Source organism: Maribacter spongiicola, assembly GCF_052119685.1.
GTDB lineage: Bacteria > Bacteroidota > Bacteroidia > Flavobacteriales > Flavobacteriaceae > Maribacter > Maribacter spongiicola_A.
The window spans coordinates 32,722-58,186 of sequence record NZ_JBGQOO010000017.1; the positions used below are offsets into that span (position 1 = coordinate 32,722).

27 protein-coding genes, 1 tRNA gene and 1 pseudogene are annotated in these 25,465 nt (G+C 34.0%); 12 read left to right on the forward strand and 17 right to left on the reverse strand.

Annotated features, from left to right (window positions below):
• Both ACEN2N_RS17770 and ACEN2N_RS17775 read right to left on the reverse strand, forming a co-directional pair.
• Positions 1–564: a hypothetical protein gene (locus ACEN2N_RS17770; protein ID WP_441825580.1), complete on the reverse strand. Its 564-nt coding sequence runs from the start codon at positions 562–564 to the stop codon at positions 1–3.
• Positions 542–1,321 (reverse strand): BrxA family protein, encoded by a 780-nt coding sequence (locus ACEN2N_RS17775; protein ID WP_441825581.1) that lies wholly within the window; start codon positions 1,319–1,321, stop codon positions 542–544. Before ACEN2N_RS17775 ends, ACEN2N_RS17770 begins: the two co-directional genes overlap by 23 nt.
• Before the next feature lie 750 nt (positions 1,322–2,071).
• Here ACEN2N_RS17775 and ACEN2N_RS17780 point away from each other — a divergent pair.
• The 5 genes from ACEN2N_RS17780 (at position 2,072) to ACEN2N_RS17800 (ending at position 7,074) form a co-directional block, all read left to right on the forward strand.
• Positions 2,072–2,689 (forward strand): hypothetical protein, encoded by a 618-nt coding sequence (locus ACEN2N_RS17780; RefSeq protein WP_441825582.1) that lies wholly within the window; start codon positions 2,072–2,074, stop codon positions 2,687–2,689.
• Positions 2,690–2,694: 5 nt separating this feature from the next.
• Positions 2,695–3,645: a hypothetical protein gene (locus ACEN2N_RS17785; protein ID WP_441825583.1), complete on the forward strand. Its 951-nt coding sequence runs from the start codon at positions 2,695–2,697 to the stop codon at positions 3,643–3,645.
• Positions 3,646–3,650: 5 nt separating this feature from the next.
• The gene (locus ACEN2N_RS17790; RefSeq protein ID WP_441825584.1) at positions 3,651–5,612 is read left to right on the forward strand and encodes a DUF2779 domain-containing protein; all 1,962 of its coding nucleotides are present in this window, start codon (positions 3,651–3,653) and stop codon (positions 5,610–5,612) included.
• Between the two features lie 675 nt (positions 5,613–6,287).
• On the forward strand, positions 6,288–6,644 hold the full coding sequence (locus ACEN2N_RS17795; protein WP_441825585.1) for a DUF6567 family protein: 357 nt from the start codon (positions 6,288–6,290) through the stop codon (positions 6,642–6,644).
• Positions 6,645–6,717: 73 nt separating this feature from the next.
• Positions 6,718–7,074, forward strand: a complete 357-nt coding sequence (locus tag ACEN2N_RS17800) for a PEGA domain-containing protein (protein ID WP_441825586.1) — start codon at positions 6,718–6,720, stop codon at positions 7,072–7,074.
• A gap of 825 nt (positions 7,075–7,899) precedes the next feature.
• Here the strand turns inward: ACEN2N_RS17800 and ACEN2N_RS17805 are convergent.
• The 9 genes from ACEN2N_RS17805 to ACEN2N_RS17845 form a co-directional block, all read right to left on the reverse strand.
• The gene (locus ACEN2N_RS17805; protein ID WP_441825587.1) at positions 7,900–8,253 is read right to left on the reverse strand and encodes a hypothetical protein; all 354 of its coding nucleotides are present in this window, start codon (positions 8,251–8,253) and stop codon (positions 7,900–7,902) included.
• 322 nt (positions 8,254–8,575) lie between these two features.
• Positions 8,576–8,842 (reverse strand): hypothetical protein, encoded by a 267-nt coding sequence (locus ACEN2N_RS17810; RefSeq protein WP_441825588.1) that lies wholly within the window; start codon positions 8,840–8,842, stop codon positions 8,576–8,578.
• A gap of 61 nt (positions 8,843–8,903) precedes the next feature.
• Positions 8,904–9,077, reverse strand: coding sequence for a hypothetical protein (locus ACEN2N_RS17815; RefSeq protein WP_441825589.1), 174 nt, complete (start codon positions 9,075–9,077; stop codon positions 8,904–8,906).
• 20 nt (positions 9,078–9,097) lie between these two features.
• Entirely contained in the window at positions 9,098–9,628 is a 531-nt protein-coding gene (locus tag ACEN2N_RS17820; RefSeq protein WP_441825590.1) for a nuclear transport factor 2 family protein, read from the reverse strand.
• A 358-nt stretch (positions 9,629–9,986) separates the two neighbouring features.
• Entirely contained in the window at positions 9,987–10,871 is an 885-nt protein-coding gene (locus ACEN2N_RS17825; protein WP_441825591.1) for a PhzF family phenazine biosynthesis protein, read from the reverse strand.
• 53 nt (positions 10,872–10,924) lie between these two features.
• On the reverse strand, positions 10,925–11,461 hold the full coding sequence (locus tag ACEN2N_RS17830) for a sigma-70 family RNA polymerase sigma factor (protein WP_441825592.1): 537 nt from the start codon (positions 11,459–11,461) through the stop codon (positions 10,925–10,927).
• A gap of 14 nt (positions 11,462–11,475) precedes the next feature.
• Positions 11,476–12,681 (reverse strand): serine hydrolase domain-containing protein, encoded by a 1,206-nt coding sequence (locus tag ACEN2N_RS17835; protein WP_441825593.1) that lies wholly within the window; start codon positions 12,679–12,681, stop codon positions 11,476–11,478.
• Positions 12,682–13,109: 428 nt separating this feature from the next.
• Positions 13,110–13,183 (reverse strand) — tRNA-Ala (locus tag ACEN2N_RS17840).
• Between the two features lie 136 nt (positions 13,184–13,319).
• A complete protein-coding gene (locus ACEN2N_RS17845) occupies positions 13,320–14,117 on the reverse strand; it encodes a universal stress protein (RefSeq protein WP_441825594.1) in 798 nt (265 codons plus the stop codon).
• A 53-nt stretch (positions 14,118–14,170) separates the two neighbouring features.
• Between ACEN2N_RS17845 and ACEN2N_RS17850 the strand changes: the two genes are divergently transcribed.
• The 7 genes from ACEN2N_RS17850 to ACEN2N_RS17880 all read left to right on the forward strand — a co-directional run bounded on the left by ACEN2N_RS17850 (position 14,171) and on the right by ACEN2N_RS17880 (position 19,921).
• Positions 14,171–14,671, forward strand: a complete 501-nt coding sequence (locus ACEN2N_RS17850) for a GNAT family N-acetyltransferase (RefSeq protein WP_441825595.1) — start codon at positions 14,171–14,173, stop codon at positions 14,669–14,671.
• Between the two features lie 12 nt (positions 14,672–14,683).
• A complete protein-coding gene (locus ACEN2N_RS17855) occupies positions 14,684–16,018 on the forward strand; it encodes an MATE family efflux transporter (protein ID WP_441825596.1) in 1,335 nt (444 codons plus the stop codon).
• A 69-nt stretch (positions 16,019–16,087) separates the two neighbouring features.
• Positions 16,088–16,855 carry an enoyl-CoA hydratase/isomerase family protein gene (locus ACEN2N_RS17860; RefSeq protein WP_441825597.1) on the forward strand — a complete coding sequence of 256 codons (768 nt, stop codon included), beginning with the start codon at positions 16,088–16,090 and terminating at the stop codon, positions 16,853–16,855.
• Positions 16,856–17,068: 213 nt separating this feature from the next.
• Entirely contained in the window at positions 17,069–17,497 is a 429-nt protein-coding gene (locus tag ACEN2N_RS17865) for a hypothetical protein (protein WP_441825598.1), read from the forward strand.
• A 56-nt stretch (positions 17,498–17,553) separates the two neighbouring features.
• Positions 17,554–18,003 carry a 6-pyruvoyl trahydropterin synthase family protein gene (locus tag ACEN2N_RS17870; protein WP_441825599.1) on the forward strand — a complete coding sequence of 150 codons (450 nt, stop codon included), beginning with the start codon at positions 17,554–17,556 and terminating at the stop codon, positions 18,001–18,003.
• Between the two features lie 83 nt (positions 18,004–18,086).
• Complete coding sequence (locus ACEN2N_RS17875) at positions 18,087–19,073, forward strand: endonuclease/exonuclease/phosphatase family protein (protein WP_441825600.1); 987 nt, start codon at positions 18,087–18,089, stop codon at positions 19,071–19,073.
• 83 nt (positions 19,074–19,156) lie between these two features.
• On the forward strand, positions 19,157–19,921 hold the full coding sequence (locus tag ACEN2N_RS17880; RefSeq protein ID WP_441825601.1) for a UDP-2,3-diacylglucosamine diphosphatase: 765 nt from the start codon (positions 19,157–19,159) through the stop codon (positions 19,919–19,921).
• 639 nt (positions 19,922–20,560) lie between these two features.
• Here ACEN2N_RS17880 and ACEN2N_RS17885 read toward each other — a convergent pair.
• The 6 genes and pseudogenes from ACEN2N_RS17885 to ACEN2N_RS17910 form a co-directional block, all read right to left on the reverse strand.
• A complete protein-coding gene (locus ACEN2N_RS17885; protein ID WP_441825602.1) occupies positions 20,561–21,823 on the reverse strand; it encodes an MFS transporter in 1,263 nt (420 codons plus the stop codon).
• A gap of 104 nt (positions 21,824–21,927) precedes the next feature.
• The gene (locus ACEN2N_RS17890) at positions 21,928–22,290 is read right to left on the reverse strand and encodes a hypothetical protein (RefSeq protein WP_424003729.1); all 363 of its coding nucleotides are present in this window, start codon (positions 22,288–22,290) and stop codon (positions 21,928–21,930) included.
• Between the two features lie 62 nt (positions 22,291–22,352).
• Positions 22,353–22,736, reverse strand: a pseudogene (locus tag ACEN2N_RS17895) (VOC family protein).
• On the reverse strand, positions 22,733–24,421 hold the full coding sequence (recJ, locus tag ACEN2N_RS17900) for a single-stranded-DNA-specific exonuclease RecJ (protein ID WP_441825603.1): 1,689 nt from the start codon (positions 24,419–24,421) through the stop codon (positions 22,733–22,735). The pseudogene ACEN2N_RS17895 and the gene recJ overlap by 4 nt, the downstream one beginning before the upstream one ends.
• 86 nt (positions 24,422–24,507) lie before the next feature.
• Positions 24,508–24,858 (reverse strand): four helix bundle protein, encoded by a 351-nt coding sequence (locus ACEN2N_RS17905; protein ID WP_441825604.1) that lies wholly within the window; start codon positions 24,856–24,858, stop codon positions 24,508–24,510.
• Between the two features lie 48 nt (positions 24,859–24,906).
• Entirely contained in the window at positions 24,907–25,335 is a 429-nt protein-coding gene (locus ACEN2N_RS17910) for an OsmC family protein (protein WP_441825605.1), read from the reverse strand.
• Positions 25,336–25,465: the final 130 nt, after the last annotated feature.

The following is a 25,465-nucleotide window of genomic DNA, read 5'->3' on the forward strand; positions in this document are numbered from 1 at the left end:
TTATTCAATTACAGTACACCTGTATTTATTGGAATGTTTAAAATTTAGGAAAAGAAGCGTATCATTAGCCTTGATATACTCACAGGGGTAACCTATTACCAATGGCTTTTTTAATTTCATTACAAAACTATGTTCCATAATGTTGTTGTTCTCTATTCCTGTTCCGTACAAAGCACCTGTTCTGATTAATACAGGTGTTTTATGATTTGATTCCGCAGTTTTTATTTCATTAATAATTAAGTCCATTAAATCTGTATCGGGATCATCAGACTTAAAAACAATGTGTGGAGTATCTTTAAATTCTAAATAATAACTTTTAAAATCTTCCCACCCATCTTGTTCTATAAAATTGACCAATAACTCTGCAACATTTATGAAAGTAAATTCTTCAGGGTCAAGCTCCTCTTTTAACTTATTTATATATAATATCTCTTCGTTTGGCGGATACGTAAATAATATACTTCTACCCCCATTAGCTTCCCTAGAGAGTTGGGTTTGGTTAGAAGAATGAAGGGCGGCCTTCAAGTTCTCAATTTTTGCTTTATGATCTTCTAAATAAGCCATCTGCTAATTCGTTAAGTTTAAAAATTGGTTTTAGAGATAATTTTGTGCCGGAGAATTCCATTCCTATTAAACCTTTTTGAGCAACTCGTTTTACACGTTCGTTAAAACTCTCATTTGAAACAAACGAAAAAATATTGAATTGATGATTTAAGAAATTTGTTCCCTCTCCATAAATAGCAATCAAGAGATATAAAAACAGCGTAAATTCTTGATCAGAAATTTGAACATGTAACAGTTTTTTCTTCTGCACACCCTCAACTAACCCCAATTTCTTTAGAACAGTCAGGTATTTAGAAGCAATTGGTTCTGTTGTTTTTTTAGTCCAATTCTGATTTTTAAAATCTTCATCGTTTTCTTTATGCTCTTGTAAAAAATAAAATACATCATGCCCTATAATAGTAACCTTTCCATTAAAATAATATTTTAGATAAAGCTCTTTGCTAATTACATTAAAGAGTCTATTATTAATTGAAAGCTGCCAGAATATTAAAAAATCATAAGGTAACGACTGGTCTAGTGTGGTAAAAAAAGAACGAAATATATCTTCATGATTTAAATTCTGAAAATTAAGTATTGAAGACTTTATTCCTCGATAAAACCTGCCCCTACCTTCTTCTGTGCGAATACCGAAAATATTATCCTCAACGAAACGTTTTTTCAAATCTTTCTCACCATTAAAATAACTCCTCAAAGATTCATGTATCATATGGTAATCTTGGATTCCTCCAAAAGAATTTATATCTGTATTGTATTTCATTTATTGTTTGGGCACTTGTGTATTAAATAATGGGGGAGATTGTAATTTACCACAGAGGATAAATTACTTTAAAACATAAATGTAAGACTAATCAAACTTCTGTAAAAAGATTGAATAGCAAAGATTTTAAAACTTCTGTTCTTTATTTAATCAGAAGATATTTCCCAATACAATTAATTCACCAACCTTAATTTATTTATAATAATTAACAAAGTGCTACTTTCCAAAACCCAGAAACGCTTACCTCTACAATAATAATACTTGTGAAATATATTTCATTACGGGATTCCGTATTTAAAGCATAACAATTTTCATCAATTTGGAAGTAGCGATGAAATTTTCGTGAATTAATTCAAGAATGAGGGTTTTAATAAGACTGTCTTAGATGTCCCACTTTTTAGTTACATCTAAATATATTCGACAACAAACATGATTTTTTAACACAAACATTTTTTTTGAAATACTTTCTAAATAATGTATAGGTTAAATAAAAACCTTCCAATATATTAATTTTTAAGGATTACACTTTCCTTTAAGTATTAGTTATTAACGTATAAAAAAACTAAATGAATTTCATTTTGATTTACTTAATTATCGGTTCGGTTTTAACAATTGTGGCATCTGAAATCGACAACCTACCATCGTATGACTCAGATGACATCAAAATAACTAACAGTGATAAAGTAGTATATATCTTGTTTTGGCCTGCGATTCTAATCTATACTTTTTACAAACTTAAAAAGTAATGGAATGTGGCGATTATTATATGACTCTTTACCTGCGTTTTTGGTTAAAGAATCGGATTCATTAGTTTCTGAATTTCTAGATACGGATTCTTTACATACTATTGAAAAATTATATGCAATTAAAGTGAATGATAAAATAGTTGGGGTTTTATATGGAAACCATGTACTAAATATAAAAATGAAATCGTTCTATTCAGAGTTGATACAAAGGACTATTCCGATTTACAATGAAAACGAAGTTTTACGCCTGACAATCAATAAGATTCTTACAAGAATAATTAAGCAACAAAATTCCATTATTTCCCCCAAGGAATTTCAAATTATACAAAGTTTTTCTATTACCACTAATGAAATACAGTTTACAAAAAACACGTACTGTATTGACTGTTCTGATTTTACAAAACTGAGATTACATCATTTATGTTCTTCCAGAAAGTTTAAAATGATTAAAGATGAGTATTCAAAAAAATGGAAGTCAATTATTGCTATGAAAAATTTTCAGGTAACAAAACTATATTATAAAAAACACCTTTTAATTGGGTTTACCCTGTATAGAAAAGATGATGGTGAAAAATTTTTCTGGAGTGGTCAATTTCAAGAGGTATTAGAGAGTTTAATTTAAATATTATGGATTTACAAATAGTAGAAAAAATTGAAATCATTTGGAATGATATACAACTTAAAGTTGATCAAGGTGAATTAACAATCTCCTCAGAAAAAACATTCGTATTTTATTTTGCTTGGAATTTTAATAAGCTTTTTGAGAATGAAGAAATAAAAATAGATTTTGAAAAAGATTTGTTTGAAACATTTACTGATGGAAAGTATATTGACTTACTAATAAAGGTTAACACTAAAGAAAACACCGATTTCCGCATTGGTCTTGAATTCAAATTTCCAAATAAGAAAAAAAATTCTTCAGGTCATACTCAAGTACGACAAAAAATAGTTAACGATTTAAAGCGATTAGATTATTTAGTTCAGAGTAATCAAATTGATCTCGGTATATTTCTTTGTGCTACAAACGAAAACAGTTTTCTTATAAATAAAGTAAGAAGAACAGCTCCAGACTTTTTAGTGCATCATGAAGCTGAATATTTAAAAAGTAACTTTTATCCTTTTAATGACTCTCACCAAGAACAAATTAAAATATCTAGTGACATCAAGTTTGAATGGAGTGCAAAAAGAATAAATAGTGATTTAGAATTCTCTTTTTTAAAACCAATTTATTTTTCTGCAAATGGTTCAGTAGCTACTAAAACAAAAGTAGTCGACAATAATATTCCGAACGAAAACAAAATTTTTAGTATAAAAATAATTAAGACATATTTTAATTCAGGATTTATAAATATAAATAAGAAAGCAAGTAAAATTTTAGGTGATCGCGGCTCTACTTTGACACTTGAATATAAAGACATTCAACTACAAATTCCAATCAATAGAACAAGTATTGGTCTAGATTCAGTTAGGCTATACAAAGGACAAGAAATGATTGATTTAATAACTGAAAACTTTGAATTAAATGAAGAAATCAAATTTCAAGTCATAAACCCTTTATTTGTCAGACTAGAAAAGTAAAAATAATGAAACCACTATCAAAATCACGATTTAAACTTGGCTTAGAATGCCCTAATAAATTGTTTTTTACATCTAAAACAGCGTATGCCAATCAGAGTGCTGATGATTCTTTTTTACAAGCATTAGCTAAAGGTGGCTTTCAGGTAGAGGCTCTTGCTCGGTTACATTATCCGGAAGGTGCTTTTATTGACACTAAAAATTATGAATATGATCTTGCTGTAAATCTTACAAAATCTCAATTAGAAAAAGATTCTATATCCATATATGAAGCAGCAATAGCATATGAAGGACTTTTTATACGTACAGATATATTATCGAAAAAGGGTAACCATATTAAACTTATAGAAGTTAAAGCAAAATCTTTTGACCCGAATGACGAACACTTATTTATAGGTAAAAGAGGAGGAATAAATAGTGGATGGAAGCCTTACCTATTTGATTTGGCGTTTCAAAAATATGTTGCCCAAAAAGCTTATCCTGAATTTACATTTGAAGCATTTCTATTAATGGCAGACAAGACAAAAACTGCAAAGGTTGATGGTCTTAATCAGTTATTTAGAATACCAAAAGAAGGTAATCCACGAACAGATGCAACTACAAGCATAACTTCGATTAGCGAAATTGGCGAGTCTGTTTTATCAGAAATCAATGTAGATTCGATCATCAATAAAATTATTGCAAATGAGTATCCTTACTTTGATAATTTATCCTTTGAAGAGTCTATCCATTTATTCAAAGACGCTTATCAAAATGACAACTATTTAAATTGGCCAACAAAATTCGGTAATTGTAAAGGGTGCCAATTTAAAACAACTTTAGAACAAGAAGCAGAAGGATTAAAATCTGGTTTTAAATACTGTTTCAAAAAACAACATGGTTGGAAATCAATAGATTTTGAAAAATCTAATGCTTTTGAAATATGGAATTTTAGAGGTAAAAATCTTGTAGAGGAAAACAGATTGTTAATGTCAGAACTTACGGCAGATGACATAAATATAAAACTTGAAGCTGGAAGGCTATCTGCTTCTGAAAGACAGTGGATACAGATTGAGAAAGCACAACAAGATGATAACACCATTTTTGTTTTGAAGGATGACTTAAAAGAAGAGATGAACTCTTGGCAGTATCCATTGCACTTTATAGACTTTGAGACGAGTACAGTAGCTTTACCATTTACTAAGGGCAGAAAGCCTTACGAGCAAGTTGCTTTTCAATTCTCGAACCATCAATTAAATAAAGATGGAAGTATTGAGCATAAAAGTGAATACATCAACAATACACCAGGAGAATTTCCAAATTTTGAATTTGCACGTGCACTTCAAAAATCACTTTCAAATGATCAAGGAACCATCTTTAGATTTGCCGCACATGAAAATACAATAGTGAATGCAATTATTTCACAATTATCCTCTAGTACAGAACTAGATAAAGTTGAATTAATCACATTTTTAAAATCTATTTCTACAGCTACCAAAGACAATACAGATCAATGGACTGGTAACCGTAGTATGATTGACTTAAACAAAGTAGTAAAAGATTATTATTACAATCCCATAACAAAAGGTTCTAATAGTATAAAAGCAGTATTACCAGCCAGCCTCTATTCAAGCTCATTTCTGCAAGAAAAATATTCAAAACCAATTAATGAGATTAATGTAGGAAGTACCAACTTCAATACAGATATCATCTGGCTTCAAAAAAAGAATGCCGAAATTTTAAATCCATATAAAATGCTGCCACCCCTATTTGACGGATGGAGCACTTTTGATTTAGACAATACAATATCTGAACTAGATGGTATTGCAGATGGTGGCGCTGCATTAACGGCTTACGCAAAACTGCAATATGTTGACATGGATGTTAATGAACGGGAGGAAATAACTAAAGCCCTTTTAAAATATTGCGAATTAGACACTCTAGCGATGGTGATGATATATGAGCATTTTAAATATGATTTGATCAATTAATAGCGCAGAAAAATACTATTAAAAATATATACAAGTATATTATCATTACCATGAAAATAAATTAATTACTGTAGAACATCAAAACGAAGTACTACCCTAATTAAAACACTCACATACAAATGATTATATAAATTTTGTCTTTACTTTTACAGCTACCTACCCGCTTACCTACCCTAGTTAACCATACGAGCTAAACTACTGCTACCCTACTATTTTGATTACCTACCCTAGTCAACCATATTCGCTATCCATAGGGTTATAACTGCCTACCCTAAACCTACCAAAATGTATTCGTGCATAATGCTTGGCGTAATACGTAGGTTTGTTGCCAACCATATCCAACCCTGTAAGCTACCACCACCTACCCTAATACCACAAATCATTTATTATCCAATACTTAGATATATTAAATAGGGGTTAATGATGGTTGGTGTGGGTGGACAGCGCCTACCCTACAATGGAAGTCAGAACTATGTTTTGGTTAACTCTAAAATAAATTTAAAAAATATTTCACAGAACTACGGAATCCCGTAAACAAAATAATTGCAATATACTTTTCTTTGAAATTGAGTAAAATAACACACCCTTTTACTTACAAGTGAAGTTCAGAAATCACTATAAAAACGAGGCGGAACTGAAAAGCCATATGAGTAGGAACCAAACAATTTATTTATAATGAAAAAAGTTTTAGTAAGATTAAGTTTAGCTTTATCAATTGCAATTATGTTTTCTAGTTGTGCATCTGCATTGACAGGCTCAATGACCAATTCAGCTGCGTTAAGTTCAAACAACTTTACCTATTTAAAAAGAGACATTCAGGGTAAATCGCAAGCTACCTATGTATTAGGTATCGGTGGTATGAAAAGAGAAGCAATTGTTAAAGAAGCAAAAGCTAATATGTTACAAAATTTTGCACTAAAGGATAACCAAACCTTAGCAAATGTAATTGTAGATTTTAAATACTCTACATTCTTGGGTATAGTAGCAACTACAAAATGCTACGTTACTGCCGACATTGTAGAATTCAACTAATCAACATCATTAAACAAATGCGGTATTAACACTATTCTAATAGTAGTTGATACCGCATATTAATTTTCACAAAATGAAACTAAGATTTTTAAAAACGAAAGCATGTTTATTAGGATCAATAATTCTATTCGCAAGCTGCGCAAGTTCAACTATGATTACAACCGTACCAGGTGATGCCAAAATCTACATAAATGGTGAATATGTTGGACAAACGCCTTACAAACATAAAGATTCAAAGATTGTAGGTAGCTCTAATACGGTACGAATTGAAAAGGAAGGATACGAAACTTACAACGATACATTCTCTAAAGATGAGAAAGTAGCAGTAGGTCCGTTAATTGGTGGAATATTTTTACTGGTACCATTTCTATGGATTATGAAATATGAAAAGGGACGTATTTATGATTTAAGACCTGTTGAAAACAAGTAAGAAATATTCAATGAAAAATTCTGATTAGTTATTCTCTTTACCAATAATGGCATAAAAAATATATTCAAAAGTCAACAGACTGAAAAACGCAATAAAATCTTCAAAATTTATGTTCACTAAAAAAATAACAAATTAAAGAAGAAACGGAAAAGTGGTTGGCATGGGTAACCATTAAGATTAATAAATTAAATCCGTTACAAAACTAGGGAAGAACATGGTTATCTATGGTTAACTTCGATTACCATACAGCTACTCGTTTGGCTAACCAAACCAATTAACGCTTACCATAAGTTACCCTAGTTATTAACCAATAACATTCTCTATCTATAACATTACTTAAACAATTCAATACAACAGTTATTATTTAAATACCAATATTTAAAATAGAGAATTTATTCTAAAATGGAATTCTTAAATTAATCTACAACCTATTAAGAGGATAAAAGTTTCAGCTTTGATTTTTTAAATTTCCTAGTTTTATCAAAAAATAAATTTGCAAATACTATAATAATAAACCAGTAACTTACTTTTTGATTTTTTTTAATGAACAACTTTTTCTTCTCGAACATTTTGTTATTTTTGAGTAAATAATTTGTATAATCAGCGTATACGCTACCGAATACGATTTTAAATCAAAAGTCTTAAAATAGTAGTAAAATAAGGGGTTTTGGACAATTCAGAGTTGGGAGAAAAAATAGCATTAAGTACAAATAGCATTCGTAGAGGCTACTCAAAACTACATTCTGAATTTTCCAGTAACCATAAAATGCGATAATCGGTCTATCTTACAAATCCGTTTTACAATCGTCTGCTACAACTATTTTTTTACAATTTTACCCCAGTCCAATTTCCGCTATCGTCATCACTATTCATTGTCCAAAGTCCAGAAGCAATATCGTCTATAAAAGTTCCACTAAACTCTCCAATGATTTCTGAAGTTTTTATATCTGCATTTAAAACTCCACTTTCGGTAATAGTTCCTATAATTTGGTAGGAATATGATGACTGAGTAGGAGTAAATGTTCCAATAACCGTTTTATTCATGTCAATTCTTATTGACCAATTTCCACTATCCACATTACTTGTATATTGACCACTCCAATATCCTTCATATACAAATACATCGTCTTCTTCATTTGAACATGAGTTTAAAACGACAAGACTAAAAAGTAAACACAAGAAAAATTTTCCTTTCATAAATATTTTTTTTAAAAACAACTAAACCAAACCTTATGTTTAAGCTATTGATTACAAAGTAAACAGTAAGCAGCAAGGTAGTATTTTTCTTTCATTTATGTTTAAAGGTGACTGTAAAAGAGAGGTACGTGGTTTAAAATAGTTAGGAGTTAGGAGAAAAAATGGTATTAAGTAATGAGTACAAAGTATTAAGTACAAATAGCATTCGTAGAGGCTACTCAAAACTACATTCTGAATTTTCTGGTAACCATAAAATTCTGTCTTGCGTGAATTCTGATTTTAATTCGGCAGTATTACCTATTGTTTAATCCTCACAATTTCTGGTGAACGAAACATATGCAACAGTGGGGTCGCAATTCACATAATAAAAAACATCATTGCCCAGATACTTGGCTGTTCTTATATACTCGTGATCATCAGTCAATGAATTTACCCAATCATTAAGCCAAGAAAGTTCTTCTAAAGGGTTCTCTACATTACATGTGGAAGTATCATCATTATTACTACAAGAACTAAAAACTGCTAAAGAGATTACACCACAAACGACCCAATTTCGAACCCAATTTTTCATTCCTTTACATATATAGTTGTATAGTAAAGATGCGTTTAACATAATTGGTTGCTTTTTCTGCTTATATCTTAACTTCAAATTCACTGGCTACCATTCCTTTTTCACCAGCCATGAGTCCGGCAATTTTTTCATTTTCAATTTGTAACTGCACGGTAATGGCGCTAGGTGGTGGCGCTAGGTGGTGGCGGTAAAAAGATAAAAAGCAAAACCCAGAAAAAGCTTCTGGGTTTAACATTCATACGACAGGTTTATTTATTATTCCGTAGGAGGTTGTAACGTATAGCCCATAGATGTCATTACGTTTAATTGATCGTAATAATGCGCCATCATTTTAATTTTACCATCTTCAACCACACACGTAACCTGTGCAGGAATCGCGATTTCTTGACCGGTTTTCTTATTTGAAATAGTGTCTGTAGTCCACACCATAACCCATTCGCCCTCGTTTATGCCACCAGTTACCTTAATAGGTGCATAAGACGTGTTTGCGTCAATTGAATGTTTGGTAGTTGCAAAACTTTCTTTATAATATTCAGACAATTGGGAAGGGTTCATTACGTTAGTAGGACCTCCGCTGAGACCATATATTTTCGCGTCATCGGCTAATTGTGCTACCATAGTTTCCACATCTCCGTTTTGCACTGCATTTACATAGTTGGACACAACAGCTACATTGGCTTCTGCATTCTCAAAATCCATAGTAGCCGAAAATTCTTGTGCGGTATTGATAATTGGTGTTAAAAACACAGCAAGCATAAAAAACATAGTCATCTTAATAGTTCTCATAATATATAATTTTTGGTTATTATTCTACTCAATTGGTATTTTACCACATAGGGGGAATAATGCTACCGGCAAGACATATTAGGGGAACTTACTTGCTTCAATAAATGCTTAATCAATAAACATTGTTTAGACACAATATCTTAATCCTTAGAAAGTTAGCGATTATTTTATTATTTATATATCTTAAAATATAATTTATATGGTATTTCTTTTGTAAAGATCAAATCGCTTGAAAAATTCTCTTGGAGTACAAAGTGTTAAGTCTTAAATAAAAAAGTAATTAGGAGTTAGTTAAAAAAATAGTATTAAGTAATGAGTACAAAGTATTAAGCACTAAGTAAATGGTTGCTTTTACTGTTTATAACGTAACTTCCAATTCACTGGTTACCATTCCTTTGCCGCCCGCCATGAGTCCGGTTATTGTTTCATTCTCTACTCTCAATTGTACTTCAAGCGCACTTGATGATGGCATTCTCATGTATTTACCTTGCTGAATTTTAAAAGTTGTTTTCTTTAGCTGCAAGACATCAAATAAATAACTTGCTAACGGACCTGCGGCCATTCCCGTTGCCGCTTCTTCTAAAATACCATAGCGTGGCGCGAACATTCTTGTTGTTGCATCTATTTCATGTGCTGCAGCATCTGTAGTGAACACGTAATATCCTATTAAATTATATGCCTCACTAATGTTTTCTATGTCATCAAAATGTGGTGTAATAGCTTCTAACGTTTTTACATCTTTCACGGCAATCAACAGAAAAGAATTTCCGGTATTGACCACTTGCATTGGTGCATTTGGCAGCAAGTCTTCTTTGGTTAATCCCAATGAATTTAAAATGTCGTTTTCTCGTTCAACTGGGTCAACATATGTTGGTGCTAATTGCTCCATAAATGCAAAATCTCCCTGAATTTCTATTTTTCTATTTCCGTCTATGGTCTCTTTTGATGACGAATTACCCTTTAACAACCCCATTTGTTTCAAATATGAAAAAGTGGCAATGGTGGCATGCCCACAATGTGCTATTTGCTTTGTTGGGGTATAGAAATCTAATTTAAAATCTGCCATATTGCAACTGGATACAAATGCGGTTTCCGAAAGTCCAACTTTTTGGGCAATGGCTAATTTGTTTTCATGCGATAAGGCATCTGCATTCAATACAACACCTGCAGGGTTGCCGCCTTTATCATTCTCGGTAAAGGCATTTAATATTTGTACGGTTACTTTTTTTTGATCATCCATCATAACTTATTTAAGGTTTATAACAGATAGACGTGGTACATTAGAAAAAGACGTAGCTATTCTTCATTATTTTCAAAATCGAGCAATTTTCCTGTTTGGTCAGACGTCACATTTGGGCAACTAAGTAACTGTATTTTTAATATGTCCCTAGCTTTTTGAACTCTAGATTTTGTGCCCGAATATGATATGTTCAAGTGCTTGGAAAGCTCTTTTTGGGAGTACTCTTGAAAAGTGGTCAATACAATAGCTTCTTTATGCTGAGCAGATAACTGTTCTATTTTCTGGTTGATGCAATTGGTAAGTTTTGAATAGTCAAAATCATCCAACTGTTCTTCTGGCATATCAAAATCGGTAATAGCAACGGTGTTAGAACTTGGTTTACGAAAATGGTCGATTATGGTATTTCTTGTAATCTGATATATCCAAGAGGTTAACTTAGAAGTATGTTGCAGCTGATGGATTTTGGTCTGTATTTTCAAGAATACTTCTTGGTGAATATCTTTTGCTACCTGCTCGTCTTTGATCTTCCCTAAAATAAAATGATACAATTCTTCATTAAGGTCTAGCCAAATGGTATGTATTTCATTTTTCATAACACCTCTTTTTGTTACAACTCGTTTTCATGAGCAATTAAAGCCCGCCAAATAGCAATGAATTCTTGTACGCTTTTCTTGTCCAGCTCTGTATTTACCAATAACAACTTTCCTGTTTTGGTCTTTTCATTGAAAAACATGTGGGTAACTACACTTGGGTCTCCGCCTGTATGTCCAATTTGCCCTTTTGAAGACATGCCCATAAACAACCCCATATTGTATTCATCATTATATTCACTATCACTCCGGTCTTTATGGTTTTCGTCAGTTAACTGAGGTGTAAATAAGACCTTATAGCTTTCTGCGGATAACATAGTTCCATTCCCTGCATAACCTTTAATAATCTCAGATAAGTATTTTGCCAAATCGTGGGAGGAAGTAATCAATCCGCCATCTGGGTAATTCACCAATTTGTAAAATGCCAGTTCGGTATCTTGATCTGCATATAATTTTGAATGCATAGAGAAATCTATGGTATAAAAAGACCATCCAGAACTTGTCATTTCTAAGGGGTCAAAAATATGTTTTTGGGTAAATTCTGGAAATGATTCTCCCGTTGCCTGCTCTAAAACATATGCCGCTAACCCTGCTCCAATATTAGAGTAGTTGAACATGCCACCTGGAGAATATTTTGAAAATGTTTTCTTTTTATACCACTTACCATCTTCACTCAAAATAGCTTTTAGATAATCTCCCAAGGACATCATTTCACTTGGAGGCAAGAAATTACCATTTACCTTGGCTGTACCATTTTCGGCTTCTTTCAATATATAGCCTTTGCTCTCATATTCTGCAGGGTCTTTTATACCTGAGGTATGACTTGCCAATTGCCGAATAGTAATAGGTGTATTTTTAAATTTAGGATGCACTACTTTAAAAGGCAAGTAGTCGTTTATGTCATCATCTAAATGTAGTTTTCCCAGTTCTTGCGCTTTCAACAATGCTACCCCAATAAAGGTTTTGGAAATGGACCCTATATTTTGAAGGGTCTTTTCGGTGTATTTTATATTTGCTTTTTTATCTGCAAATCCAAATCCGTTTTCATACAACGTACCTTCTTCATTAACGATAGCTACCGAAAATCCAACTAAAGAGCTATCCGTAGCAATTTTGTTTAACTCGTTGGTAAGTTTGTTAGAAATGGAATCATTGGTTTGTGCATAGGTTGTACCCACAACTAATGTAAACAGAATTAGTTGACTGATTTTTTTTACTATCATGATTGAAACAATTTGATTGATTGATGAATGAACTGCAAGTTAGGAATTTAGGATTAAGAAGGGAGTATCAGTTAGGAGTTAGGAGTTAGGAGTTAGGAGTTAGGAGTTAGGAGTTAGGAGTTAGGAGTTAGGTAAAAAATAGTATTAAGTCGTAAGTACAATGTATTAAGTAAATAAAGTTCTATCTCTCTGCGGAAAAGCTGCATTTCGAGGTTTCTGAAAATCTTAAGAGATTAGGAGTTCACCCGCCTTCGGCTGGGTAGTTAAGTGGTGTTAAATAAAAAAGGCTCCCAAAACGGAAGCCTTTTTCGTGGAGAATACCGGATTCGAACCGGTGACCTTCCCGAATGCTTTCGGGACGCTCTAAAACAAATTATCACCCTCAGATCAAAACCAAAAAAAAAGCTCACATTAAAGGGAGCTCTAGGTGGAGAATACCGGATTCGAACCGGTGACCTCTTGCCTGCCAGGCAAGCGCTCTAGCCAACTGAGCTAATCCCCCTTTATTACCTTATTCACTCAAAAAAAATATAAACGACCTTCCCGAATGATTTCGGGACGCACAAGAATACTATGCAAATCCCCAATTTTAAAGAGAGCCAAAGGAAATACATTTTAGCAACGTATCAAAGTACTACTTAATCTTTCTTTACACTTAATACCAATACCGGTACCGGGGCATAAAACTCTGATTTTGAAATGGTACTCTTTTCCCATAATTTCTTGAAAAAACCACGTTTTCTTCTAAAAACACATAACAAATCGGGGTGTTTTGCTTGAAAATGCTCTAAAACGCCATGATAGGTAGTTGAGTTATCTGTAAACGTCAACTGAGAACTAATGTCCATCAATGCCGTATTTATCTTTAAATCGTCATCTGAGTAGCCCGGAGTTTTCACCATCAAAAGATTTACAATAGCCTTGTGCTTATTCTTAATTGAAATTAACGGATCAAGAATTCTCTTTCTTTTTAATATACCAGACTTGAAGGCAACCAGTATATTTTTAAACGGTATATACGCTGTTCCCTTTGGTACGATCAACGTTGGTATATTCGTTCGTTTTATAATGGCTCCTGAAGTTTGACCTAAATAATTCTCTTCTTGAATATCATTACTTCTAGGCGCCAATATTATTAGGTCAATTCCAATTCCCTTATCAATTTCTTTTAGTCCGTCTTTTAGCTCTCCATTAAAGCTTGCTATTTTTATAGAAACTTCTTTCGTGTTTACAGTACTTATAACTTCTTTTAATCTTTCCTTCGAATTATCGGCTACCTTTTGAGAGATATTGGCAAGCGTTCCTGTTTTTCCGCTGACATTAAAAACCTCCATCACATATATTTCTGAACCAAAATCTTCGGCAAAATCTACTGCGTATTGTAATGTTTGGTTTGCGTTTGTGGAGGTACCTATAGGAACAAGAATATTCATCATGATAAAAAGTGTTGATTATAACTCTAAATTTACAATTTAATTAAATCGCTTTTATGATAGCACCGGCAAAGATATCGCAAATACCCGAAATTCTTAAAATGACAGATGCTTGTAGAATTGCTATGGAAGCCAATGGTATTTACCAATGGACGACCGATTATCCTTCTAAACTGGCATTTGAAAATGACATAGAACGCAATGAACTTTATGTGCTTCAACATGATAACGAAATAGTGGGCTGTATTGTTGTTTCCCTTTTTATGGATAAAGAATACACTTCTGTAAACTGGCTAACAGAAAATGTAAATAACTACTATATTCATCGCCTAGCAGTGCACCCTAACTACCAAGGTAAAGGTTTTGCCCAGCGTTTAATGGACTTCGGCGAAAGTTTTGCCAGAGAAAACAATGCCGTATCCGTTAGGTTAGATACCTTTAGCCAGAACAAAAGAAATCAGAAATTTTACGAGCAACGTGGTTACACCAAATTAGGAGATATATTTTTTCCCAAACAAAGTAATCATCCTTTTCATTGCTACGAACTTGTACTATAGAACTTATATTTTTTGAAAACTTCCGTTAATTTTAAATCCATAAACGCCTTGGCCATCCCTGCAACTATTGCGGGTATTGCAGAACCGCTATTGTCGATAACCGATACGGCTATTGTGGGGAATATTCCGGTAGACGGGCTAGAATCTCTTGCAGCAGCAGGTATTGTAGGTTCTTTTCTTTCTATGCTGATCTGGATTCTTGGACAAACCAGAAGTGCCATATCATCCATTATTTCACAATACTTAGGTGCCGGTAAATTAGAGGAAGTTAAAACATTGCCCGCACAGGCTATTTACCTCAACATTGCTTTGAGTATTCTGGTTTTGCTATCTACCATTTTTGTTGTTCAAGAAATCTTTGAGCTATTAAATGCCAAAGGAAAAATATTGCAATACTGTATTAGCTACTACTCCATTCGAGTTTGGGGGTTTCCACTAACCTTATTCGTTTTCGCAGTGATGGGTATTTTCCGCGGATTACAGAACACCTATTGGCCCATGGTCATTGCTATCACCGGAGCAGTATTGAACGTTATTCTCGATTTTGCCTTTGTATACGGTATTGAAGGATTCATCCCTGCCATGTATTTAGATGGTGCCGCATATGCCAGTTTGTTGGCGCAAGCGATTATGGCACTAATGGCATTCTATTTACTTTGGACCAAGACCGATATTAGCCTAAAACTAAAATTACCTGTTCACCATGAGCTTGGTCGATTGGTAGTTATGAGCTTAAATTTATTTGTTCGTGCCATTGCCTTAAACACAGCGCTTATTCTTGCCGTTCGAGAAGCTACCGCACTTGGTGACAAATACATAGGGGCGCATACCATTGCCATAAACCTATGGCTGTTCTCCGCATTTTTTATAGATGGCTACGGTGCCGCTGGTAATATTATGGGCGGTCGATTATTGGGGGAACGCAATTATGACGGACTCTGGTTATTGGCTAAAAAGATTACAAAATACGGACTCATAGTCAGCCTGGTCATTATGGCTTTGGCTACTATTTTCTATAAACCATTGGGTAGCCTATTTTCTAATGAGCCCTTGGTGCTTTCTGCTTTTTACGGCATCTTCTATATTATTATTCTGGGGCTTCCTTTTAATAGTACTGCCTTTGTTTTAGATGGAGTATTTAAGGGTCTGGGTGAAATGAAATATCTACGAAACACCTTACTGGTAGCTACTTTTTTAGGTTTTGTGCCCATGCTATTTTTAGGTAAATATCTTAACTGGGGATTAACAGGAATATGGCTTGCCTTCTCCGTTTGGATGTTTATAAGGGGTGGTGCACTGGTATGGAAATTCAGAAACAAGTTTAAACCTTTATTGCAAAATCCGTAATTTTGTATCAGCTGCTTCAAGACAAATCTCAAAGTATGTAATCTCGATTATCGAGTAAAATAAAATGCTATGGTCACTTCAAGAAAAAATGGAAGTTTATATACACGAATAGACGGTAAAGTTGCTCATGTAGAGTTTGGGCATCCTGCTAGTAATTCATTCGTTTCTGAGCTTCTAGAACGCTTAACAGACACTATTAATCAGCTTTCTGATAATGAAGCTATTTCTGTTATCCTTCTAAAATCTGAAGGAGAAAAAGCTTTCTGTGCCGGTGCTTCTTTTGATGAGTTACTTGAAGTTTCTAATCTTGAAGAAGGTAAAGCATTTTTTAGCGGTTTTGCCCATGTGATCAATGCCATGAGAAAATGTAAAAAAGTAATTGTAGGTCGTGTACATGGTAAAACCGTTGGTGGTGGTGTTGGTCTTGCTGCTGCCTGTGATTATGTGTACTCAAATGTAAACGCATCCATAAAACTATCAGAGCTTAGTATAGGTATCGCCCCTTTGGTTATTGCACCTGCAGTAGCACGTAAAATAGGAACTGGTGCTATGGGCGAAATGTCTTTAGCACCTACCGAATGGAAAAGCGCCTATTGGGCTCAAGAGAAAGGACTTTTTAATAAAGTGTATGACTCCGCACAAGAAATGGATAAGGAACTTGACTTCTTTATTCACAAATTGGCTAGCTATAATGCTGATGCTTTAACTGAATGGAAGAAAGTTTTATGGGAAGGTACCGACGATTGGGATATCTTATTGACAGAACGCGCAGCTATTACCGGAAAATTAGCCCTTTCTGATTTTACTAGAAACGCACTGTCAAAATTTAAAAAATAAACAATAACTGAAACAGCCTTTCGTTCTGTTTCTAAATAATTAGTATGGATTTCTTTCAATTTTTAAACGGTAACCTAGTATTTCCAGTTCTTGCACTATCTGTTTTGATCATTTATTTCGTAAACAAAATGCGCGCAAAGAAGAAATACAAGAGGTAATTCAACACCCTACGTAACTAATCGGTATTTGAGCATCTTCTAAAAAACCAGTTTTATGTTCGCAAAAATCACATTAGTTTTTCTATCAATATTTCTTGTTGCCTGTAACGACAAAGATGATTCTATTGAACAACAAGATTGTTCTACGGCTATATGCACCCTAAATTTTGTTACCATTACGGTCAGTATAAAAGATGCATCGGGCGAAGCTATTGCATTAGATAATTATGAGGTCATAGATACTGAAACAGGTAAAAACATAGCTGAAGATTTTAACGGCGAAGAATATCAATACCTTAAAGAGCAAGGTTTCTACCCTATTCTTAGTGACGACAATCGCATTCAATACCAGAATACTACGGCAACTCTTACATTTAAAGGGTTTATTGCTACTGAAGAGGTCATCAATGAAGATTATGAAGTTGGTGCAGACTGTTGCCACGTTAGCTTAATCTCTGGAAATACCGAGATTGTTTTAGAATGATTTCTCTTTATAAATCCTTTTAAAGATTCCCTACCTTTGCCATATAATTATAGGTTATGAGCAATATTCGTATTACCAAACAATTCAATTTTGAAACGGGGCATGCACTTTACGGTTATGACGGTAAATGTAGAAATGTACACGGCCATAGCTATAAATTATCTGTAACCGTTATTGGTAGACCTATTACAGACACCAGCCACGTAAAATTAGGAATGGTGATAGATTTTGGTGATCTAAAGAAAATAGTCAAAGAAGATATCGTTGACATTTTTGATCACGCTACGGTATTCAATAAAAATACACCTCACGTAGAATTAGCTAAAGAATTGACCGATAGAGGGCACAGTGTTATTTTGGCAGATTACCAACCTACTAGTGAGAATATGGTCATCGATTTTGCAGCTAAAATTAAATCTCGCCTTCCAGAGAACATTTCATTATTCTCTTTAAAACTGCAAGAAACAGATACTTCTTTTGCAGAATGGTATGCGAGTGATAATTAAGTTCAACAAAACTTAACCTTTTACTTTCTTTACAAGCTTATAAATTGTTTTATTTTTAGGGCAACTCCTTAACATATAACAATATGACCAAGCATCATATTTACTGGTGGAATCTTGAAAATCTGTTCGATATTGAAAACTCACCTCGAAGAAGTGAATTTTTAAACAACCACTTGGGTAAAGAACTCGACGGATGGAGTGCTGCTATTCTAGACCAAAAAATAGCCAATCTAACAGCCGTCATATCAAAATTCAATAATGGTGAAGGTCCAGATATATTGGGTGTTTGTGAGGTAGAAAACGAGTATGTTATTAAGCTACTTATAAATGCCATGAGTGCTGCCTTAAATAAGAACTACGGCTTTGTAATTTCTGAAGGTGATGATAAAAGAGGTATTGACACTGCCCTTATTTATGATAAAACCAAATACGGACCAGAACAGCAAACATTTAGTCTACGTATTATAAAAAGAAATACAACCAGAGATTTGTTTCAAGTTCATATCAATACTGCCAATGGCAATAAGCTGGTATGCGTACTTAACCATTGGCCATCTAGATCTGGTGGTGAACTCGAAAGCGAACCCTTTAGAATTATGGTTGCCGAAAATTTATCATATTGGATAGAGAGAATTTACGAAGAGCAAGGCGATGATGCCAATATTATATTAATGGGCGATTTTAATGATAACCCGTATAACAAAAGTATTACGTCGTATTTAATGGCCATCAATAATAAGGCATTGGTAAAAAGTAATAGAGTACGGTTAAAGTATTTCTATAATGTAATGCATAAGTTTCTGGATGCTCAAATTGGTACGTTTGTCTTTGGTAATGAGTATAATTTGTTAGACCAGTTTATGATTTCTAAAAGCATTTTATCTGAAAAATCTGAATTGCCATTTAAATTAAGTGCTGTTGCTATTATTGACTATCCAGAGCTAACTTCTGGATCGTACCAAAAACCCGTGAAATTTGGCAGGCCTAATTCATCCACATTTAATATAAAAGGATATAGTGATCACCTACCAATAAAAATAGTTCTGAACGAAAAAGATGCATCCGTATAAATTGCAGGGGTTATGTAAACCATGTCTTATTTTGACCTTGGTATTCCCTTGGTACGCAAAACAGTTATTATATTTACATCCTGATGACGAACATTGAACTTCCTGCAGGAAAAAAAGTATATTTTGCTAGCGATAACCACCTAGGTGCACCTACTATGGAAGAAAGTAGGGTAAGAGAACTGAAATTTATTCGTTGGTTAGATACAATCAAGTCGGATGCAGGAGTCATTTTCTTGATGGGTGATTTGTTCGATTTTTGGTTTGAATACAAAACCGTTATACCTAAAGGATTTACAAGAACCCTAGGAAAACTTGCAGAACTATCGGATGCCGGCATACAAATACATTACTTTGTTGGTAACCACGATCTTTGGATGAACGGTTACTTTGAAGAAGAACTCAATATTCCTGTCTACCATAAACCTCAGCAATATTCCATTAACGGAGCCTCTTTCTTTATAGGTCATGGTGACGGACTCGGACCAGATGATAAGGGCTTCAAAAGAATGAAGAAGGTATTTACCAACCCTGTAGCTAAATGGTTCTTTAGATGGCTTCACCCAGATATAGGTGTTCGTTTGGCGAAGCATCTTTCTGTAAGTAACAAATTGATTAGCGGAGATGATGATGCCAAGTTTTTAGGTGAAGACAAAGAATGGTTGGTACTATATGCCAAACGCAAGTTAGAAACGCAACATTACGATCATTTCATTTTTGGTCATAGACATCTTCCTTTAGAAATTGAATTGAAAGAAAATTCAAAATATACCAATCTAGGTGATTGGATCGGTTACTACACCTATGCCGAGTTTGATGGCTTGCAACTTACTTTGAAAGAATTTAAGTAGAATTCAGTAAAAACATCGACGAAATACATAAATTTAATTGTAATCCTTTTCTTACAACAAGAATTGAACATTTCACAACAATAGTTTTATAAAACTAGTTCTTGGTTATATCTTTACAGTGTTATTAAGTTTGAGTGTTGATCCCAAATCTTCACATTACCTACAAGTTTTCCCAGCTTAAAACCCAAATTTTAAGTGTACCTACTTTAAAGAACAGCCCCTATTTTAGGGGCTTTTTCGTTGTTTTAAACTTTTTACTTCAATTATTATTTTTTAACTTAAGAAAATCCCGAGAATTTTTAAAAAGGGATAAACTATTCATTCACACTTCAGAAAAGACCAATAATTTACATTTTTTATATGATGTCTTTTTTACAAAATCAGACTTATTCAGGTTAAAAATATCAACAAACAACATGTAATCCTTTTCTTACATATTAAAAGTGGCACTTCACAACAAAAGTTAGTGTGAACTACCAATTGGTGATACCTTTACACTGTTGTTAAGATTAAGTGTTGATTCCCAAATCTTCAATTTACCTACAAGTTCCCCCACTTAAGACCCAAATCTTAAGTACCACCTACAATAAAAAAAGCCCCTTTTTAAGGGGCCTTTTTTATGAAATGAATCTAAGTTCTTTAACTCTCATGCTCTTCGACATCTTTCTGCAAATCTAGTTTTCTAAATTTAGGCGAAACGATTGCCGTAAGTCCCACGGTCAATAAAGTCATGGTGCCGCCAAAAACAACTGCGGTTACCGTTCCCATTAATTTTGCTGTTACTCCGCTCTCGAAAGCACCCAATTCATTAGATGATCCTACGAACATAGAATTTACAGAAGCTACTCGTCCACGCATATTATCGGGAGTCTTTAATTGTAATATCGTTTGTCGAATTATCATCGATACGCCATCAACCGCACCACTTAAAAACAAGGCAGCTACCGAAAGCCAGAAATAGGTTGATAGCCCGAATACAATCATACAAATTCCGAATCCGAATACAGCGAGTAATAGTTTTTTACCTGCATTCTTATGTAACGGAAATCTTGTAGACCCCAACATTGTTATGGCTGCCCCAACTGCAGGTGCCGCTCTTAACACACCAAAACCTTCTGAACCTACGTGTAAAATGTCTTGTGCAAAAATGGGTAATAATGCAACTGCACCGCCGAAAAGTACGGCAATCATATCTAAGGTCAATGCACCTAAAACTGCCCTTGTTTTAAAAACGAATGTCAACCCTTCTTTTAAACTCTGAAAAACCGGCTCCCCAATTTTCGGATTAAGAATTGGCTTCTTAGAAATATTAAATAATGCCGTCAATGCCAGCAACGAAAAGCCAAAAATGACGCACATTGACCAGTGTACACCTATAAAACTAATAGAAAAACCTGCTAATGCCGGACCAAGAACTGATGCCATTTGCCATGTAGTACTGCTCCAAGTTGCAGCATTCGGGTATATTTTTTTGGGTACAATTAAAGCTATTAATGAAAATATAGTGGGACCTAGAAAGGCACGAACTAATCCGCCACAGAAAACCAATGCATATATTCCGTAGAGAATGACTTTGGTTTCATAGGCTTCTAGAACCGATGGTAGACTTAGCATAAAAAGTCCGAAACTAATGATAGAGAAGCCTAAAATACACTTCATCAATAAATTTCGCTTTTCTTTTTGATCTACAATATGACCAGCAAAAAGTGCCATACCTACTGCAGGTATCACTTCCATCAAGCCAATAATACCTAATGATAACGGGTCTTTGGTAATCGTGTAGACTTGCCATTCAATTACTATAAATTGCATTGACCAAGCAAAAACCATGGCAAAACGGACTAGCAGAAAAATATTGAATTCCTTGAATCTTAGTGCCGCATAAGGATCATTAACGCTCATAAGCTAATCGCTAAATAGGGTCTAAAGATATTTAATAAATTAAAGGGCAGTAAGCGATTGTATGACTAATTAATCGATAGAAGTAATAAGAATTTTATTTCATCCTATTCAATGCCTAATTCTCCGAAATAGGAATCTAACTCTAACTTAAATAATGTACCGTTAATTAAATCTCTAACCTCAATGGCTTCTTGATAGCTAACCGCAAATGTTATTTGATGTGCAGGAGTATTCAATAATAATGATCGACACGTTTCTTTCGTTTTACAATCTCCACAAAGATTACCCTTACCGCTTTTTACAGTATCTGCAATGCATTTCGAAAAATGACGTAACTCGCTCTGAGTTAGTAATAGTCCGATATCCCTAAAAATTACTTGAACTTTATTGGATTGGTTCGGTATCTCTTTTTTCCATTGGAAGGCTATTCCAATTTCATTCTGGTAAATAGGATGAATATCGTTCATAAGAATCTACATATTTACTATAAATATATACATCTTATTTAGAATAATTATAAATAGTATTGTTAAATGGTGATTTCTATCTGATTGCCTGCTGGATCGAGAATGACACTTTCGTGGTAACCATCGCCTGTAGTTCTAGGCTCACCGGTAATTTTAAATCCGTTTTCTCTTAGCTTTTCGGTCAAAGAATCTACCTGTTCTTTTGAACCTACTTACATGGCAAAATGTATGAATCCGGTATTTACAGCCTTATTACTAGCCGCATGAATAGATGGTTTATGCATGATTTCTAACCTTGCCCCATCAGTAAAACTTAAAAAGTAAGATTAAAATTCTTTGGTAGGGTTATAATATTTCTCTCTAGATACAGCATTAAAATATCGTTCATAAAATGTTCGCATCATTTCTAAGTCAGTAACCCAAATAGCAATGTGCTCTATTCTCATTTAATATCCTTTAGCTTCAATTGCAGACTAACATTACCTTGCCATTCATTCTCATCAATAGAAAAAACAGCACTAAAAGGTTTTCTGCCAGTTACCAAAGAAAGCTTATCGCCCATATTAAAGCCGATACCATCAATTTTATGACTGTCTTGCTGTACTACCGAAACTTTCAAATGTGCTTCTTCTTTACCTACGCCCTTTGCATAGCCAGTGTCATGTAAATCTTCTGCCATAAAAATGGGAGACATATTACCAGGACCAAAAGGGGCAAACTGTTTTAGAATGCGCATTAACTTTGGAGTAATATCTTGTAGCTCTATAGTAGTATCTATGGTAATTTCCGGTATTAACATTTGTGGATCAATGCTCTCCTTCACCACCTTCTCAAACTGATGTTTGAAGTTATTATACTGCTCTTCTAACATCGTTAATCCTGCCGCATATTTGTGTCCGCCAAACTGTTCAATGTAATCCGCACAACCTTCTAAAGCATTATATACATCAAAACCTCTAACCGATCTTGCCGATGCTGCGAGCTTATCGCCACTTTTGGTAAAAACGAGTGTTGGTCTATAATAGGTTTCAGTTAATCTCGATGCTACAATGCCGATAACCCCTTTATGCCAAGTGTCTTTATAAACTACAGATGTGAACCCTTCTTCCTCTTGATTTTCTTGAATTTGCCCTAGTGCCTCAATCGTAATTTCTTGATCAAGCCCCCTTCTATCCGTATTGAATTTTTCGATTTCAGCAGCGAATTGTATGGCTTGGTCCATATTGGTTTCGGTCAAAAGATTTACGGCATATTGACCGTGTTTCATTCTGCCGGCAGCATTAATTCTAGGTGCAATGATGAAAACCACGTCGGTAATTGTAAGCTCTTTTTTATTGATTTGATCAATAATAGCTTTAAACCCTATTCTAGGTTGTTGATTGATAACCTGTAAGCCATAAAAAGCCAGTATTCGATTCTCCCCAGTTATCGGTACAATATCCGCGCCAATTGCAGTTGCCACTAAATCAAGATAATAGACGAAATCATCAATAGTTTCTCCTCTACGAGATCCTAATGCCTGAATTAACTTAAAACCTACACCGCAACCGCATAATTCATCATACGGATATGAACAATCTTCTCTTTTTGGGTCTAAAACTGCTATTGCCCTTGGCAATATTGTACCAGGTCTGTGGTGGTCACATATGATAAAATCAATACCCTTTTCTTTGGCATAAGCAACTTTGTCAATTGCCTTCACTCCACAATCCAAAGCAACAATTAAGGTGAATCCGTTATCCTCTGCAAAATCGATTCCTTTATATGACACTCCGTACCCTTCATCATATCGGTCCGGAATATAGGTTGCCACATTAGGATAGTAACTCAACAGATACGATGACATTAAAGCAACTGCGGTTGTACCATCGACATCATAATCGCCATATACCAAAATGTTTTCGCCATTTGCAATGGCTTCTTCAATTCTGCTTACTGCAATATCCATGTCCTTCATTAAAAAAGGATCGTGTAAATCTTCTAACTGCGGACGAAAGAAATCTTTCGCCTCTTCATACGTAGAAATTCCTCTTTGCAACAATAGCTGCGCCACCAAATCATCGACCTTTAAAGCACTCGCTAAAGTATCAATATCTTCTTGTTTCGGTTTAGGTTTAATTGTCCAGCGCATTTCTTCAAATTCAAGTTCAAAAACCAAGTTCAAGTTCAAAATCCTAAAATAGAATCATTAAACTTCTTTGAAAATTTGACTTTTGGTTATTTTTTGTTTCTAATGATTGTTGCTATAATTCTTATTAATTGTTCAAGTTCGTCTAATATTTCAACTCTTTTAGAAACATTACCATACCCAACTTTGGTCAATATCTTAAGATTTACTCTAGACTCCTTCAATTCTTTTAAAGATATGGATGCCTTGTTGATATAATCCTTAACCGTATTTGTTCCTTGCGCTTCACCAAAATTAAGCGCAGAACTCCCTGCTGATCTTAGCAATTGATTACCATAATACTGACCGGTCATATCAGACGGCAAGTCCTTACAAAAAAGTACAATGTTAGCTGCAAAATCAACCAATCTATCTTCAAGATCAAACTTTTTATCCGGCATAATTTTTATTTGAACTTGAACTTGTTACTTGCAATTGAACTTTTAAATTTACTTCTTATGAAAAACAGTCTTAATATCCAACTCGGCAAATTGCCTGAACATCTCCATTACTCCGCAATATTTTTCAATGGATAGGTCTACTGCTCTTTGTAATTTTTTCTCGGCTAAATTTGCGCCATGAAAATGATATTCTATAACTACTTTGTCATAAAATTTAGGATGCTCATCTGTTAGGTTTGCGATTGTTTCAATGTGAAACTCATCTACTTCTAGTTTCATTTTTTTAATCAATGCAGCTACATCTAAACCAGAACAACCTGCCAATGAAGAAAGCATTAATGCTTTAGGCCTAAAACCACTACCATCACCACCATCTTCTTTCGCGATATCTATTCGTAGCGAATGACCTGAAGGATTATTACTTTCAAAAGACATATTACCTAACCATTTTGTGCTAATATGATTTGTTGTGCTCATAATTTTTATTTTTTGTAGGCTACAAAAATACGATAATATAGAGTGGGGTTTTGTTAGCAATTAGCAATTAGCAATTAGCAATTAGCAATTAGCAATTAGCAATTAGCAATTAGCAATTAGCAATTAGCAA